This window comes from Caulobacter sp. DWR2-3-1b2 (assembly GCF_049896345.1).
Lineage (GTDB): Bacteria > Pseudomonadota > Alphaproteobacteria > Caulobacterales > Caulobacteraceae > Caulobacter.
In genome coordinates this window covers 185,681-199,913 of the sequence record NZ_JAFCUC010000003.1, presented here as the reverse complement: position 1 = coordinate 199,913, position 14,233 = coordinate 185,681, and the positions used below count along the sequence as shown (strand labels likewise).

Annotated in this window: 14 protein-coding genes and 1 tRNA gene; 12 read left to right on the top strand and 3 right to left on the bottom strand. The window is 67.9% G+C overall.

The window, feature by feature from the left end:
• The first annotated feature begins 231 nt into the window (after positions 1-231).
• The 3 genes from ACP694_RS10235 to ACP694_RS10225 all read left to right on the top strand — a co-directional run bounded on the left by ACP694_RS10235 (position 232) and on the right by ACP694_RS10225 (position 2,471).
• Complete coding sequence (locus tag ACP694_RS10235; protein ID WP_426012073.1) at positions 232-1,047, top strand: peptidylprolyl isomerase; 816 nt, start codon at positions 232-234, stop codon at positions 1,045-1,047.
• A complete protein-coding gene (locus ACP694_RS10230; protein ID WP_426012071.1) occupies positions 1,044-1,898 on the top strand; it encodes a peptidylprolyl isomerase in 855 nt (284 codons plus the stop codon). Before ACP694_RS10235 ends, ACP694_RS10230 begins: the two co-directional genes overlap by 4 nt.
• Positions 1,899-2,003: 105 nt before the next feature.
• A complete protein-coding gene (locus tag ACP694_RS10225) occupies positions 2,004-2,471 on the top strand; it encodes a peptidylprolyl isomerase (RefSeq protein ID WP_426012070.1) in 468 nt (155 codons plus the stop codon).
• Positions 2,472-2,619: 148 nt separating this feature from the next.
• On the opposite strand, the gene ACP694_RS10220 is transcribed toward ACP694_RS10225, so the two are convergent.
• Positions 2,620-3,597: an endonuclease/exonuclease/phosphatase family protein gene (locus tag ACP694_RS10220; RefSeq protein ID WP_426012068.1), complete on the bottom strand. Its 978-nt coding sequence runs from the start codon at positions 3,595-3,597 to the stop codon at positions 2,620-2,622.
• Positions 3,598-3,636: 39 nt separating this feature from the next.
• Positions 3,637-4,236, bottom strand: a complete 600-nt coding sequence (locus ACP694_RS10215) for a hypothetical protein (protein ID WP_426012067.1) — start codon at positions 4,234-4,236, stop codon at positions 3,637-3,639.
• Between the two features lie 130 nt (positions 4,237-4,366).
• Here ACP694_RS10215 and queA point away from each other — a divergent pair, with 130 nt between their 5' ends.
• Both queA and tgt read left to right on the top strand, forming a co-directional pair.
• Positions 4,367-5,488, top strand: a complete 1,122-nt coding sequence (gene queA, locus ACP694_RS10210; RefSeq protein ID WP_426012065.1) for a tRNA preQ1(34) S-adenosylmethionine ribosyltransferase-isomerase QueA — start codon at positions 4,367-4,369, stop codon at positions 5,486-5,488.
• Positions 5,488-6,606: a tRNA guanosine(34) transglycosylase Tgt gene (tgt, locus tag ACP694_RS10205; RefSeq protein WP_426012063.1), complete on the top strand. Its 1,119-nt coding sequence runs from the start codon at positions 5,488-5,490 to the stop codon at positions 6,604-6,606. The genes queA and tgt overlap by 1 nt, the downstream gene beginning before the upstream one ends.
• 155 nt (positions 6,607-6,761) lie before the next feature.
• On the opposite strand, the gene ACP694_RS10200 is transcribed toward tgt, so the two are convergent.
• Positions 6,762-7,496, bottom strand: coding sequence for a hypothetical protein (locus tag ACP694_RS10200; RefSeq protein WP_426012062.1), 735 nt, complete (start codon positions 7,494-7,496; stop codon positions 6,762-6,764).
• 127 nt (positions 7,497-7,623) lie between these two features.
• Between ACP694_RS10200 and ACP694_RS10195 the strand changes: the two genes are divergently transcribed.
• The 7 genes from ACP694_RS10195 to ACP694_RS10165 all read left to right on the top strand — a co-directional run bounded on the left by ACP694_RS10195 (position 7,624) and on the right by ACP694_RS10165 (position 14,047).
• A tRNA-Lys gene (locus ACP694_RS10195) sits at positions 7,624-7,698 on the top strand.
• 250 nt (positions 7,699-7,948) lie between these two features.
• A complete protein-coding gene (locus ACP694_RS10190) occupies positions 7,949-8,605 on the top strand; it encodes a hypothetical protein (RefSeq protein WP_426012060.1) in 657 nt (218 codons plus the stop codon).
• Entirely contained in the window at positions 8,602-9,852 is a 1,251-nt protein-coding gene (locus ACP694_RS10185; protein WP_426012058.1) for a hypothetical protein, read from the top strand. Before ACP694_RS10190 ends, ACP694_RS10185 begins: the two co-directional genes overlap by 4 nt.
• Positions 9,839-10,795, top strand: coding sequence for an AAA family ATPase (locus tag ACP694_RS10180; protein WP_426012056.1), 957 nt, complete (start codon positions 9,839-9,841; stop codon positions 10,793-10,795). The genes ACP694_RS10185 and ACP694_RS10180 overlap by 14 nt, the downstream gene beginning before the upstream one ends.
• A gap of 23 nt (positions 10,796-10,818) precedes the next feature.
• On the top strand, positions 10,819-12,135 hold the full coding sequence (locus tag ACP694_RS10175; protein WP_426012054.1) for a DUF58 domain-containing protein: 1,317 nt from the start codon (positions 10,819-10,821) through the stop codon (positions 12,133-12,135).
• Entirely contained in the window at positions 12,135-13,136 is a 1,002-nt protein-coding gene (locus tag ACP694_RS10170; protein WP_426012052.1) for a stage II sporulation protein M, read from the top strand. The genes ACP694_RS10175 and ACP694_RS10170 overlap by 1 nt, the downstream gene beginning before the upstream one ends.
• Entirely contained in the window at positions 13,133-14,047 is a 915-nt protein-coding gene (locus ACP694_RS10165; RefSeq protein WP_426012051.1) for an RDD family protein, read from the top strand. The genes ACP694_RS10170 and ACP694_RS10165 overlap by 4 nt, the downstream gene beginning before the upstream one ends.
• Positions 14,048-14,233: the final 186 nt, after the last annotated feature.

Below are 14,233 nucleotides of genomic sequence, written 5' to 3'. Positions count from 1 at the left end.
CAAACGGTTTCGCGGAGCGGTCGGTCCACGCCGAAACGCAAACTCTAAACCCACGGTCATCCGGGCTTGGCCCGGCCGCTCCGCGCCTCCTCACCTTCTCAGCGGCCGTCCGCGTGAGACGGCGACGCCGTGCGCCGGAAACTCGCCGGAATCTTCGGCTCTAACCCGCTGCTACTTGTCGTTCGCGTCGCGGCGTTCTACGCCGTCAGCACCAGTCTTTCGGGGATATCCATGAAGCTAGCGTCCCTCGCCGCCGTCATGGCGCTTACTGCGGCTTCCGCCGCCAGCGCCCAAGCGGCTTCCGACTGGCGGACGCCCGATCCGGACAATGTGCTGGTGGTCGACACCAACAAGGGCCGGATCGTCGTCGAGCTGGTCCCGGAGGCCGCCCCCGCCCACGTGGCGCGGGTGCGGGGGCTTGCCAAGGCGCATTTCTACGACGGCCTGACCTTCTTCCGGGTCATCGACAGCTTCATGGACCAGACGGGCGATCCCAAGAACGACGGCACCGGCGGCTCGGACCAGCCGAACCTGACGGCCGAGTTCACCTTCCGGCGCGGCGCCGGTTACGCGCCGCAGGGCAAGGCCGGGCCGGCCGAGATCGGCTTCGTCGGGCCCTTGCCGGTCTGGAGCCAGAACAGCGCCCTGGCGGCCATGACCGCCGACGGCAAGGTGGCCGCCTGGGGCGCCTTCTGTCCCGGCGTGCTGGGGATGGCCCGGGCCGGCGATCCCGACAGCGCCAACAGCCAGTTCTTCTTCATGCGCCAGACCAACGCCTCGCTGGACAAGACCTATACCGCCTTCGGCCGCGCCCTGAGCGGGCTCGAGGCTATCCGCGCCATCAAGGTGGGCGAGCCGGTGGCCGCGCCGCAGGACAAGATGACCACTGTCCGCGTGCTGTCCGACATCCCCGCCGCCCAGCGGCCCAACGTCCAGGTGATGGACACCGCCGGCCCGGCCTTCAAGGCCCTTGTCGACAAGCGCCGTGTCGAACTGGGCGGGGCCTTTACCCCCTGCGACGTGACTATTCCGGTGCAGGTAAAATGATGCGCGCGCCGATCGCCGCCCTCGCGGTTCTGCTGGCCTTCGGTGCGGCCCAAGCCGCGCCGAAGGGGGCCGCGCCCAAGGTCGCGGCTCCGAAAGCCTCCGACTGGCGCACGCCGGCCGCCGACACCGTGGTGGTGATCGACACCACCAGGGGCCGGATCGTCCTCGAACTGATCCCCGAGGTCGCCCCCGTCCACGTGGCGCGCTTCCAGGAGCTGACCCGCGAAGGGGTCTATGACGGCCGCACCTTCTTCCGGGTCATCGACCGGTTCATGGCCCAGACTGGCGATCCGGACGATACGGGAGAGGGCAGCACGAAAAAGCCCAACCTCAAGGCCGAGTTCACCTTCCGCCGCGACGCCAAGACGCCCTTCTCCGTGGTGGCCGCGCCGGCCGGCACGGAGGTGGGGCTGCTCAGGTCGCTGCCCGTGGTCAGCCAGGCCGCGACCTGGTCCGACGCCACGCCCGACAAGAAGGTCTCGGCCTGGGGGACCTATTGCCCCGGCGTGGTTGGCGAAGCGCGCGACGAGGCGCCGGATTCGGCCAACAGCCAGTTCTTCCTGATGCGCCAGCCCTACCCGTCGCTCGACAAGCGCTACACCGCCTTTGGCCGGGTGCTGTCGGGCCTGGAGGTGGTGCTGGCTATCAAGACCGGAGAACCGGTCGCCAAGCCGCAGGACGCCATGCTGAAGGTGCGGCTGCTGTCGGACATCCCGGTGGCTGAGCGGCCCACCGTGCGCGTGGTCGACACCGCCAGCGCCTGGTTCAAGGGCGAGGTGGCCCGCAAGCGGGCCAGCCGGGGCGCGGACTTCTCGGTCTGCGACATCGACCTGCCGGCCGAGGTGAAATAGGACGAGGCGTCCGTGGATCGCATCCCGGCGGTTTCTTGTTTACATCGCACGGGCTAGAAGCTCTTTCGATTCTCCAACCCTTCTTTCAAGCCTCAAGGGATGACCATGTCGGCCGACCTCGAAAACACTCTGCTACTGACGCTCGAGACCGGGCCCGTCACGATCAAGCTGCGTCCCGACCTGGCTCCTGGCCACGTCGATCGCATCAAGGAACTGGTGCGCGAGGGCTTCTATGACGGCGTGGTGTTCCACCGCGTGATCCCCGGCTTCATGGCCCAGGGCGGCGACCCGACCGGCAGCGGCCGCGGCGGTTCGGCCAAGCCGGACATCAAGGCCGAATTCTCCAAGGAAGCCCACGTGCGCGGGATCTGCTCGATGGCCCGCACCCCCGATCCGAACTCGGCCAACAGCCAGTTCTTCATCTGCCTCGACGACGCCTCCTTCCTCGACAACCAGTACACCGTCTGGGGCCAGGTGGTCGAAGGCATGGAAAATGTCGACGCCCTGCCGACCGGCGAGCCACCGCGCACCCCCGGCAAGATCCTCAGCGCCAAGATCGGCTCCGACGCCTAGAGCATCGCGCGGAAAAGTGGCCACCGGTTTTCCGCAAAAGCGATGCGAAAACAAAAGCCTAGAGCAATCCGTGCGATTCCTATATCGCGCGGCTTGCTCTAGGACAACAAGGGCCCCGGGAAACTGGGGCCCTTTTCCTGGTTGGCGCCTAGCGCGTGAGCGTGGCGACCACAGGACGGTGATCCGAGCCTAGGGTTGGTCCACGTTCGACACTTACGGTCTTCCAGGCCTTCCCGGCATAGACGTGATCGATGGGAAAGACGGGGAAGGGCGCGGTGGCCACTCGCGAGAACGCCCCGCTGGGCCAACTGGCCAGCGCCCGCGTCCGCCGATCGAGACCCAAGGCCTTGTCCCGGCGGCGCAGGGTGAAAGACCAAGGCGTGGAATTGAAGTCGCCGGTCACGATCAGAGTGTCATGCGGAAACCGGGCCAACGCCTTCACCAGAGTATCCGTCTGATCTTGTTGCCGACCGGCGGGATAGGGCCACACGAAGTGCGCGCCCGCCACCGTGAAACCGCCGCCCGGATGGCTGAGCGTGGCCCAGGCGCCGGGAAGGCCGAACCCCGACTGTGCGTACTGCCCTGAGGCGGCGATTGGCCAGCGGCTGAAAATCCACGTGTCGCAGCCGTGCTTGGAGGGGCATTTCGTAGAGGCCGGATAGGCTTTGCGCAGACCGGACACCACGGGCCAGGCCCCGCCGCCGCCCTCTTCAAGCACCACCACATCGGCCTTCTGGGCCAGGAGCCAGGCGAGGGTCGTCTGGGGGTCTTCGTTCGACGCCCAGGCGTTGAACTGTATGATCTTCACGGTCGCACCGGCCTTGGCCGGGGCCATCGGCCGCCCTGCGCTCAACAGTTCGGGGATGATCAGCGCGCTGTTGCAGACGATTGCGACGGCCGCCAGGCCCAGGAAAACCTTGCGCTCGGCGTCGCGGGAGAAGGCCGTCGCCAGGGCCAGCGTCGCCAGGCCGCAGAGCAGCCACAAAGGCGCGAAATGGGTCAAGGCGTCCAGCCGGTCGCTGAACATGCCGCCCATGCAGGCCAGGCCAATGACCGCGCCGACTAGGCCGAACATCAGGGTGGTGCCGCGGATGAACAGGCTGGCGAGGTCGAGGATCAAGCGCATGATCGCGCCTTAGCATGGCCTTGTGACACGCGCCGCCGCTTAGTCGCCGCCGAAGTACATCAAGCTGACATTGCGGAATTGTTGGTCGCCCACCTGCAGGTCGCCCTTCAGGACGATCCGAGGCTCGCCAGGGTCCGCCCCCTTGGCGGCCTTCAGCGCGCCCAGGTCGAAGACGCCGGAGAAGGTGAGCTGGCCCAACTTCGGATCGGCGCCGTGGAAGCTGACGGCCTGTCCATCCACCCGGTAGGCCGTCGGCATCACGCGCAGCGAGACTGTGTGATAGGCCTGCCCCATCTCGTTGACGGCCGTCGGACTGGCGACATCCTCGAATTCCAGGAAGATCGGCGCGTAGGTGGCCGGGCGATGTCCAGACTCCCACTCGGCGAAGTCGCTGGCCTGGCCGATGTTCAGCGAGCTCAGTTTCAAGTTTCCGGATTGAACGACGGTGTCGGTGAAATAGTAGCCAAAAACGTCAAGCGCTGGATCGTGGGCGAAGGTCACGGGTTCCGGGATCGTTTTGGCCGGGGCGGCGGTCGGAGCGGCCGCGGTTTCAACCCGCTTGCTCTCGGTGGCCGGTTTGCAGGCGGCCAGCGCCAGGCAGGCGCTCAGGACGCAAAGGTGGCGCAAGGTGACGGTCATGCTTTCCCCGAGATGGTGTCGAACGCTCAGGATGGCGGCTTGGCGCGGGCTTTGTCCAATAAAGCCTCGCCCAGGCCGGAGTGTCTGCGCGCTTGACCTGACGCCCCTGTCGTGGCCTTGAAGCCGCCCCATGCGCCTGTCCGACTTCGACTTTCACCTGCCCGATGCAGCGATCGCCCTGCGGCCGGCCGAACCGCGGGATTCCGCGCGCTTGCTCGTGGTCAGGCCGGGCGAGAGCCTTGAGAACCGGATCGTTCGCGAATTACCCGACTTCCTGCGCCCCGGCGACGCCCTGGTGTTCAACGACACGCGGGTGATCCCGGCCCGGCTGATGGGCCTGCGGGCCGGGCGCGGCACCGGCGGCGGCGACGGATCTCCGGTGGCGGTCGAGGCGACGCTGCACCGCCGCGCGGCGCCCGATCGCTGGACCGCCTTCATGCGACCCGGCAAGCGGCTGAAGGCAGGCGACCGGATCGCCTTCGGCCACGACCATGACCGTGCTTGCCAGGCCGGCATGCTGGACGCCACCGTGGTCGCCAAGCACGACGGCGGCGAGATCGAGCTGGCCTTCGACTTCGCTGGCGTCGATCTGGACCTGGCCATCGCCGCCCACGGCGAGATGCCGCTGCCGCCCTATATCGCCGCCAAGCGGGCCGAGGACGACCGCGACCGGGCCGACTATCAAACGGTCTATGCCCGTGAGGACGGCTCGGTGGCCGCCCCGACCGCCGGCCTGCACTTCACCTCCGACCTGCTGGAGCGCCTGAAGGCCAGGGGCGTTGGCCTGCACTTCGTCACCCTGCACGTGGGGGCCGGCACCTTCCTGCCGGTCAAGACCGACGTGGTGGCTGAGCACAAGATGCACGCCGAATATGGCGAGGTTCCTGCCGCCGTCGCTGCGGCCTTGAACGCCGTCCGCGCCGCCGGCGGACGGATCGTCTGCGTGGGCACGACCAGCCTTCGCCTGTTGGAAAGCGCCACGAGCGAGGACGGCCTCGTGCGGCCGTTCGCCGCCGAGACCGCGATCTTCATTACCCCCGGCTATCGTTTCCGCGCCGCCGACGTGTTGATGACCAACTTCCACCTGCCCAAGTCGACCCTGTTCATGCTGGTCAGCGCCTTCGCGGGCCAGGCGAGGATGAAGGCGGCCTATGAGCACGCGATCGCCACCGGCTATCGCTTCTATTCCTATGGCGACGGAAGCCTGCTGTTCCGCGCTACAACACACAAGAATGGGCCCGAGCAAAGCTGATGGCCGCCTTTCCCTTCGAGATTTCCGCCACCGACGGCGCGGCCCGCACTGGGGTCCTGAAGACCCCGCGCGGCGACATCCGCACCCCGGCCTTCATGCCGGTGGGCACCGCCGCCACGGTCAAGGCCATGACCGTCGATCAGGTGAAGGACACCGGCGCCGACATCATCCTGGGCAACACCTACCACCTGATGCTGCGGCCCACCGCCGAGCGCATCCAGCGCCTGGGCGGCTTGCACAGGTTCATGCGCTGGGACAAGCCGATCCTCACCGACAGCGGCGGCTTCCAGGTGATGAGCCTGTCGGGGATCAGCAAGGTCACCGAGGAGGCCGTCACCTTCTCCAGCCATATCGACGGCTCCAAGCACGTGTTGAGCCCCGAGCGGTCGATGGAAATCCAGGCCGACCTGCTGGGCAGCGATATTGTCATGCAACTGGACGAATGCGTCGCCTGGCCGGCCGAGGAGAAGCGGGCCCGCGAGGGCATGGAGCTGTCGGCTCGCTGGGGCGCACGCTCCAAGGCGGCGTTCGGGACCCGCGACAGCCAGGTGCTGTTTGGCATCCAGCAGGGTTCGACCTTCCGCAACCTGCGCCAGGAGTCATCGCAACGTCTGCAGGAGATTGGCTTCGACGGCTACGCTTTGGGCGGGCTGGCGGTCGGGGAGGGTCATGAGGCCATGTGCGAGGTGCTCGACTATGCGCCGGCCATGCTGCCCGCCGACAAGCCGCGCTATCTGATGGGGGTCGGCAAGCCGATCGACTTGGTCGAGGCGGTCTATCGCGGCGTCGACATGTTCGACTGCGTGCTGCCCACCCGCTCGGGCCGCCACGGCCAGGCCTGGACCTGGGAGGGGCCGATCAACCTCAAGAACGCGCGCTTCGCCGAGGACGACACCCCGCTGGACGCCAACAGCGACTGCCCGGCCAGCCGCGACTATTCCAAGGCCTATCTGCGCCACCTGTTCAAGGCCGAGGAAATCCTGGGTCAGGTGCTGCTGTCCTGGCACAACATCGCCTTCTTCCAGGCCCTCACGGCCGCCATGCGCGAGGCGATCGCACAGGGGCGGTTCGAGGCGTTTCGGCGAGATTTCAAGGCGCGGCATCTGGGCGACCGTTAAGCAGACTCGTCAGGCGTCCGAGAATGTTTAGCTTTCTCAGACACCCGCCCTTGGGGTCAGCCCCGTCGCCGCGCTTGGCGGGCGTCCAAGAAACCTAAACACAGCTGGACCTTGGCTCCGTTACAGAAACCGGACGTTCCAGAGCCTCCGTCAATCTACCAGATCTTGTAGATCGGCCTTTTCTTCTTCTTGGCCGGCGGCTCAGGCGGCGCCTGCGGTGCGTCGACCAGCGGCGCCTCGGCGTCCTTGGGCTCCGCCGCGGGGGCGTCGATCACAGGGGCGTCCTTCATCCACGGGAAGCGCTTTTCCTCGATGGGCGCGGCGGGCTTGGCCAGGTGCTGGGGCGTGGCCGGCGGATTGCAGCCGCGAGATTCACCCAGGCCCTTCAGATAGGCCCGGCGCACCGCGCCTGACGCGATAGCGGACTGCACCAATTGGTCGTGCTTTTCCGCGCCGCTCAACTTTCGGACCCAGCCGCGCATCGGGATCAGGTCCTGGGCGGCGCTGGCCATGGCGCCCAGGGCCGCCGAACCCGCCATGCGCTTGCCGCGATCCATCAGATCCTCGTTGCCGTCGGCCGGCTTGCGGTCCAGGTCTTCGCCGAGCGCCAGGTCCAGCGGCGCGACCATGGCGATCAGGGTGTCGCAGGTGATCTTCGCGCCGGGCGGCCGGGCATAGGCGTCGGCCATGGCCTCCAGCAACACCGGCGGGATCTTGGTGCGCAGCAGGTTCATGTCGCGCAGCGGCGCACTGGCCGCCCCCTCGAAGCCGGCCTTGTTGGCGTCGGAGGTGGTCTGGATCTTCGTTGGCGCCGCCGGCGGCGGCTCGCTTCGGCTCGCGCAGGCGGCCAGGATCGGAAGGGTGGCGGCGATAAGCAACAGTCTGCGCATGGGCTGACCCTAGCGCGCGGCGGGCGCGTTCGTCATCCGTCTCTTATCTATCAAAGCGCGCTTGCGGCTCAGGCGGGCGCCGACTATGTTCCGCGCCGCTTCCACCGGCCTCCCGCCGCGTCGATGCGGGCCGGTAGCTCAGTGGTAGAGCATTCGACTTTTAATCGAATGGTCGTGGGTTCGAACCCCACCCGGCCTACCAAAATCTGCTTGAAATGATTGGCTAAAGTCACCGCCTGGGCGGAGCGCTCGCGGGCGACGGCGGCCTGGCCGGCGCGCCGCCTCCTGATTGTTTCCGAGCGTCAGGCCCGTTGAAGGTTTGTGCGACGCAGGTCGGAGCTCCGAATCGCGTTGCCGGCAAAACGTGCGAAAATCTCCGTACAGCGCAGTTCGTGGCGACACCGAAAGTTGAATGGTCTAGCACTAGCTGTGGGGCAGTCGGGAGTAGGCGTTTGGCGGCGGGGGCAGGGGTTTCGCAGGGCGTATCCGCGCCTGTCTCGCAGCATGCGCCCGACGACTTCGCGCGCGCCCACGCCGCGTTGCTGCACGACAGAGACCTGCAGTTTTCTCCGACCCTCGTGAAGCCGCCGCACGTGCCCGAATGGATGGCCGCCGTCGGCGAGTTCCTGGCGGCGGTCGCGCCCGCTCTGGTCTATGTTTTCTGGGGCCTGCTGATCGTCGGGGCGGCTGTAATCCTGTTCTTCCTGGCGCGGGAGCTGATCGCCACCCGCTGGCCTTCGATCAAGCCCGGCAAGGGGCCAATCCTCGGCGCCGAGGACTGGAGGCCCAGCATCGCCAAGGCCCGCACCTTGCTAGAGGACGCCGATCGCCTGGCCGCCGCCGGCCGCTTCGCCGAGGCCGTCCACCTGATCCTGTTTCGCAGCATCGAGGACATCGAGGCCAAGCGCCCGGACCTGATCCGGCCCGCCTTGACCAGTCGCGACATCGCCGGATTGGACGGCGTGCCCCAAGCGGTGCGCCGCACCTTCAGCCAGATCGCCCGCGTGGTCGAACAGAGCTTCTTTGGCGGTCGGCCGGTCGGGGCCGACGGGTTCGCGGCCTGCCGCAAGGCCTATGAGGGCTTTGCCTTCGCGGAGGCCTGGCGATGAGCGACGCGAGCCTGGAGGGGCCCATCGCGGCGGACGGTGGCGTGCTATTCTCGCCCAAGGTGGTGCTGGGTATGATCCTGGCCGGGGTGTTCGCCTTCTCGACCTTCGCGGTGCTGTCGACCTATGCGCCGGATCTGCAGTCGGGTGACAACGGCCAGGGCCATGCGCTGTCAAAATCGGCGGTAGGCTATGCCGGCTTGGTCCAACTGCTGCGCGCGCGGGGGGATCCGGTGATTGTCAGCCGCCGGAATTTGAGCGGCGAGGAGCCGTCCCTGGTCGTGTTCACGCCCAATATGGGCGGTTCGCGCGACGCCTATCAGAAGGCCCAGCTGTCGTCCCGCACCCTGGTCGTCTTGCCCAAGTGGGGCGCGCCGCCGGATCCCCGTCATCCGGGCTGGGTGGGCGCCTTGGACCTGGCGCCGGACGCCATCATGGCCGACGCGCTGAAGGTGGTCGGCATTCCCAAGGCCGCGCTCGCGGCGCGAAAAGGGCTCGCTAACGCCCGGCTGGTCGGGGTGGCGGGCACGGTGGCGGAGGGCCTTGTGCTGGAGACAGGGCCGATCCGGGATCTCCGCGCCGTCTCTGGTCCCGGCCTTCAGCCCGTGATCGTCGACGCCCAGGGCCGCGCCATCTTGGCCCGGCGTCTGCCGACCGACACCTATTTCCTGGCCGATCCGGACCTGCTCAACACCATGGGCATGAAGGATATCCGCACCGCTCGCAGCGGCGTGGCGATCCTGGACAACCTGCGCAAACCTCAGGGCTCGATGGCCTTCGACGTAACGCTGAACGGCTTCACCCGCTCGCGCACCGCGCTCAAGCTGGCGTTCGAGCCGCCGCTGGTCGGCGCGACCCTGTGCCTGGTGGCCGCCGCCCTGTTGATGGGGCTGCACGCCGCCGCCCGGTTCCGCGCCGTCCGGCGCGGCGAGCGGGCCCTGGCCCTGGGCAATGGCGCCCTCATCGACAATTCCGCAGGCCTGATCCGGATGGCCAAGCGGGAGCCGGCCATGGCCCCGCGCTATGCCGAGCTGCAGCGGGCCGCCGCCGTTCGCGCCATGGGCGGCTCGCGCCTGAGCGGCCAGGCCCTCACCGACTTTCTGGACCGCCAGGGGTCGCGCTTCGCCGCGACCGACAGCGTCTCGAGCCTGGATAACGAGACCCGGGCGGTCCGTTCCCCCAGCGACCTGATGAAGGTCGCCGCCAAATGGTATCAGTGGAGACTGGAGATGACCCGTGAACGTCGCTGAGGTGCAGGCGCTCGCCGGCAAGATCCGAGCCGAAACGGCCAAGGCCGTGGTCGGCCAGAACGACACCATCGACCTGATGCTGACGGCCCTGTTCGCCGGCGGTCACGTGCTGCTGGAAGGTCCGCCCGGCACGGCCAAGACCTTCCTGGCCCAGTGCTTCGCCCAGGCGGTGAACCTGCAGTTCGGGCGTATCCAGTTCACGCCCGACCTGATGCCGGGCGACATTCTGGGCGCCAATCTGTTCAACTTCCAGACCAGCGCCTTCACCTTGGTCAAGGGGCCGATCTTCTGCGAGCTGCTGCTGGCCGACGAAATCAACCGCACCCCGCCCAAGACCCAGGCGGCGCTGCTGGAAGCCATGCAGGAGCGCAACGTCACCCTGGACGGCGTCCGACACCCGCTGAGCGACCGCTTCATGGTGGTGGCCACCCAAAACCCGCTGGAGCAGCAGGGCACCTATCCGCTGCCCGAGGCCCAGCTGGACCGCTTTCTGTTCAAGCACGTCCTGGCCTATCCCAGCCTGGCCGAGGAGACGGCCATCGTCTCCACCCATGGCAGCCGCACCGGCCAGCCGTCGCCAGAGGGGTTCGGCGTTAATCCAGCTGGTGACAGCGCGACGATCGCCGAAGCCGTCGCGGCGGTGGCGACCGTGCGCCTGACCGACGACATCGTCCGCTACATCGTCGGGGTGGTGCGGGCGACCCGCGACACTGGCGAGCTGTCGGGCGGCGCCTCGCCACGCTGCGCCGCCATGCTGGCGGTGGCCTCCCGGGCCCGCGCGGCGCTGGAAGGCCGCGACTATGTGATCCCCGACGACGTCAAGGCCCTGGCCCTGCCGGCCCTGCGCCACCGGGTGATCCTGTCCCCGGCCGCCGAGATCGAGGGCCGCAAGGTCGATGACGTGGTGCGCGGCCTGGTCGACCAGGTCGAGGCCCCGCGGTGAGCCGGGTGGAATAGGACCAGGCCTTGCGGACCTATCCCACCGCCAGAGCGATCCTGCTGATGGTCCTGGGCGCGCCCCTGGCCCTGATGCTGGCGCTCGTCTCGGCGCGGCTATGGTTGCTGGGCCCCGCCTGGATCGCGTTGGTCGCGGCGCTGCTGTTCATCGACGCCCTGCTGGCCCCCGGCCGCCGGAAGATGCAGCTGACCCTGACCGCGCCCGCGTCGCTGGCCAGCGGCGCGACCCAGCAGGCTCTGTTCCAGGCGGTGTTTCCGCGCGGCGTGGCGCCGTTCAGCGTGGAGTTCGCCGTCGATCTGAATGACCGGCTGGAAGCCTCGCCGGCCCACGGGCGGGCTCGGGTGCGCGATCGCCAGGCCGGCCTGCGCTTCGACCTGACGGCGACCCGGCGCGGGGAAGGGATCGTCCATCGCCTCTCGGCCCGTTGGCGGGGCCCGCTGGGCCTGATGTGGAAACAGCGCGACGACCGGCTGGAACGGGTGATCCCGGTCACCCTCGACATCGCGGGGATCAAGGAAGAGGCCCTGCGCCTGTTCTCCCGCGAGGCCTCGATCGGCCATCGCCTGCAACTGGACCTGGGCGGCGGCAGCGACTTCCACGCCCTGACCGATTTTCGGCCCGGCATGAACCGCCGGGCGATCGACTGGAAGCAGTCGGCCCGGCACGGGGCCTTGCTGGCCAAGGAATTCCACGTCGAGCGTAACCACCACATCGTCGCCGCCATCGACACCGGGCGGCTGATGAGCCAGCCCTTGCTGGGGCGGCCGCGCCTGGACCACGCGCTCAACGCCACCCTGCTGCTGGCCTATGTGGGCCTGAAGATGGGCGACAAGGTCGGACTCTTCGGCTTCGACGCCCGGCCCAATGTAATCAGCGGCGTGACCTCCGGCCCCAACGCCTTTCCGGCCCTGCAACGCCTGGCCTCGGCGATCGACTATTCGGCCGAGGAGACCAACTACACCCTGGGCCTGACCCAGCTGGCGGGCCAGCTCAGCCGCCGCTCGCTGATCGTGGTGTTCACCGACATCGCCGATTCCACCAGCGCGGAGCTGATGCTGGAAAATGTCGGCCGCCTGTTGCGCCAACATCTGGTGCTGTTCGTGATGATGCGCGATGAGGAGCTGGAGGCCATCGAGCGCAAGCCGCCAGAGAGCCCCGACGACGTGTCCAGCGCCGTCGTCGCCGCGTCGCTGATGCGCGAGCGCGAGCTGGTGGTCGGCCGCCTGCGCCGCATGGGCGTCGAGATCGTCGAGGCCCCCGCCGACCAGGTCGGCCCGGCCCTGTTGGCCAGCTATCTGGACCTCAAGCGTCGGGATCTACTGTGATGGAACAGCTGCAGCTGAAAAGCTCCCGCTTCCGCGCCGAGCGCGAGGACGACTGGCGGCGGCTGGAAAAGCTGCTGGCCAAGGTCGGCAAGGGTTCGGCCCGGGCGCTGAGCGACGAGGAACTTTTGGCCATGCCGGTGCTCTATCGCCAGGCTCTGTCGTCGCTGTCGGTGGCCCGCGCCACCTCGCTGGACCAGAGCCTGGTCGACTATCTGGAAAGCCTCAGCACCCGGGCCTATTTCTTCGTCTACGGCACGCGCTCCAGCTTGGTGGAGCGGCTCAGCGGCTTTTTTGCGCGCGAGTGGCCGGCGGCCGCCAAGGCCCTGTGGCGCGAGACCCTGTTCAGTTTTGCCCTGACCCTGATCGGCGTTGCAGCGGCCTATTATCTGACCATGCACGACACCGAGTGGTTCCACGCCTTCGTGCCCGAGAGCCTGGCCGGCGGGCGCGGTCCGGCGGCCACGACCGAGGCGATGCGGGCCACCCTCTATGACAAGGGCGGCGACCATTCGGGCCTGTCGGTATTCGCCGCCTTCCTGTTCACCCACAATTCCGGCGTGGCGATCTTCGCCTTCGCACTTGGGTTCGCCTTCTGCCTGCCGACCGCCATGCTGATGACCTATAACGGCGCCATGCTAGGGGCTTTCCTGGCCGCCTTCATGATGCGCGGCCTGGGCTTCGAGGCCGGCGGCTGGTTGGCCATCCATGGCGTGACCGAGATCTCGGCGGTCATCCTGGCCGGGGCTGCCGGCCTGCGGATCGGCTGGACCCTGGCCTTCCCCGGCGACCAGAGCCGACCCGCTGCGATGGCGCAGGCGGGCCGCCAATCGGCCACCCTGATGGCCGGGGTGGTGGTGATGCTGTTCTGCGCCGGCATCTTGGAAGGCGTGGGGCGGCAGGTGATCCAGAACGACTTTGCCCGCTATGGCATAGCCCTGGCGACCCTGATCCTTTGGCCGGCCTATCTCTACCTGCCGCGCCGCAGAAAGGCCGGGTCGTGAAGCTCAAGCGCGCGAAAAAGGCCCCCACCACCGTAGTCGCGTCGCCAGGCGACCTGTCGGCGCACGACGCGCGGCGGTCCAGGTCGCTGGTGACGCCGGAGGGCGTGGACCTGCACCTGCGACTGGGCGACGCCGGCGAACGGGCCGCGGCCCTGCTGATCGACCTGGCGATCATCGTGGGCGTGTTGATCGCCTTCAGCCTGGTGACCCTGCTGGCCTTTTTCGGAGCGAAGGGCAAGGGCGGCGACGTCATAGCCACGGTTTGGATGCTGGTGTTCTTCGTGCTGCGGAACCTCTATTTCGTCATCTTCGAGCTGACGCCGGGGGCCGCGACGCCGGGCAAGCGGGCGATGGGCCTGCGGGTGGCGGCGCGCAACGGCGGACGCCTGACAGCCGACGCGATCTTCGCCCGTAACGCCATGCGCGAGATCGAGCTGTATCTGCCGCTGAGCTTCCTGATCGTCAACAACAGCCAGGTCGGCGCCTGGATCAGCCTGGCGGGCCTGCTCTGGTGCGGGGTTTTCCTGCTGTTCCCGCTGTTCAACCGCGATCGCTTGCGCGTGGGCGACCTGGTGGCTGGAACCTGGGTGGTCAAGGCCCCGCGCCGCAAGCTTGTCCCGGACCTGGCGCGGACTTCGCGCCCGTCACCCGGACGCTTCGCCTTCACTCAGGCGCAGCTCGACGCCTATGGGGTCAAGGAACTGCACGTGCTCGAGGATGTGCTGCGCCGCTACGAGACCAAGACCATCGCCCTGGTGGCCGCCCGCATCCGCCTGAAGATCGGCTGGAAGGTCGCCCCCGAAGAGTCGGACGGCGACTTCCTGGCCGCCTATTACGCGGCCCTGCGCGGGCGGCTGGAGTTGCGGCTGCTGCTGGGCAAGCGCCGCAAGGACAAGCACGACCAGTCTTAGCCGTGGATCGGCTGGGGACACACACTCATGCCTCGCCTTGCGCCAAGATCACAACGGTCGTGGGATGACTGTCTGTCCCCAACTTCGCACGCTGTTTTGGGCTAGGCTGCTGATCTTGCTGAGCTAAATCTTTATCCCCAGCAGTCACTCCCGGCGCCCGTATCCTCATCTCACCTCGTCGCATGG

Coding starts and splice junctions, on each gene's coding strand:
- ACP694_RS10215 (WP_426012067.1), bottom strand. CDS start 4,236: ATGACCGTCACCTTGCGCCACCTTTGCGTCCTGAGCGCCTGCCTGGCG.
- ACP694_RS10225 (WP_426012070.1), top strand. CDS start 2,004: ATGTCGGCCGACCTCGAAAACACTCTGCTACTGACGCTCGAGACCGGG.
- ACP694_RS10185 (WP_426012058.1), top strand. CDS start 8,602: ATGAGCGACGCGAGCCTGGAGGGGCCCATCGCGGCGGACGGTGGCGTG.
- tgt (WP_426012063.1), top strand. CDS start 5,488: ATGGCCGCCTTTCCCTTCGAGATTTCCGCCACCGACGGCGCGGCCCGC.
- ACP694_RS10200 (WP_426012062.1), bottom strand. CDS start 7,496: ATGCGCAGACTGTTGCTTATCGCCGCCACCCTTCCGATCCTGGCCGCC.
- ACP694_RS10170 (WP_426012052.1), top strand. CDS start 12,135: ATGGAACAGCTGCAGCTGAAAAGCTCCCGCTTCCGCGCCGAGCGCGAG.
- ACP694_RS10230 (WP_426012071.1), top strand. CDS start 1,044: ATGATGCGCGCGCCGATCGCCGCCCTCGCGGTTCTGCTGGCCTTCGGT.
- queA (WP_426012065.1), top strand. CDS start 4,367: ATGCGCCTGTCCGACTTCGACTTTCACCTGCCCGATGCAGCGATCGCC.
- ACP694_RS10235 (WP_426012073.1), top strand. CDS start 232: ATGAAGCTAGCGTCCCTCGCCGCCGTCATGGCGCTTACTGCGGCTTCC.
- ACP694_RS10220 (WP_426012068.1), bottom strand. CDS start 3,597: ATGCGCTTGATCCTCGACCTCGCCAGCCTGTTCATCCGCGGCACCACC.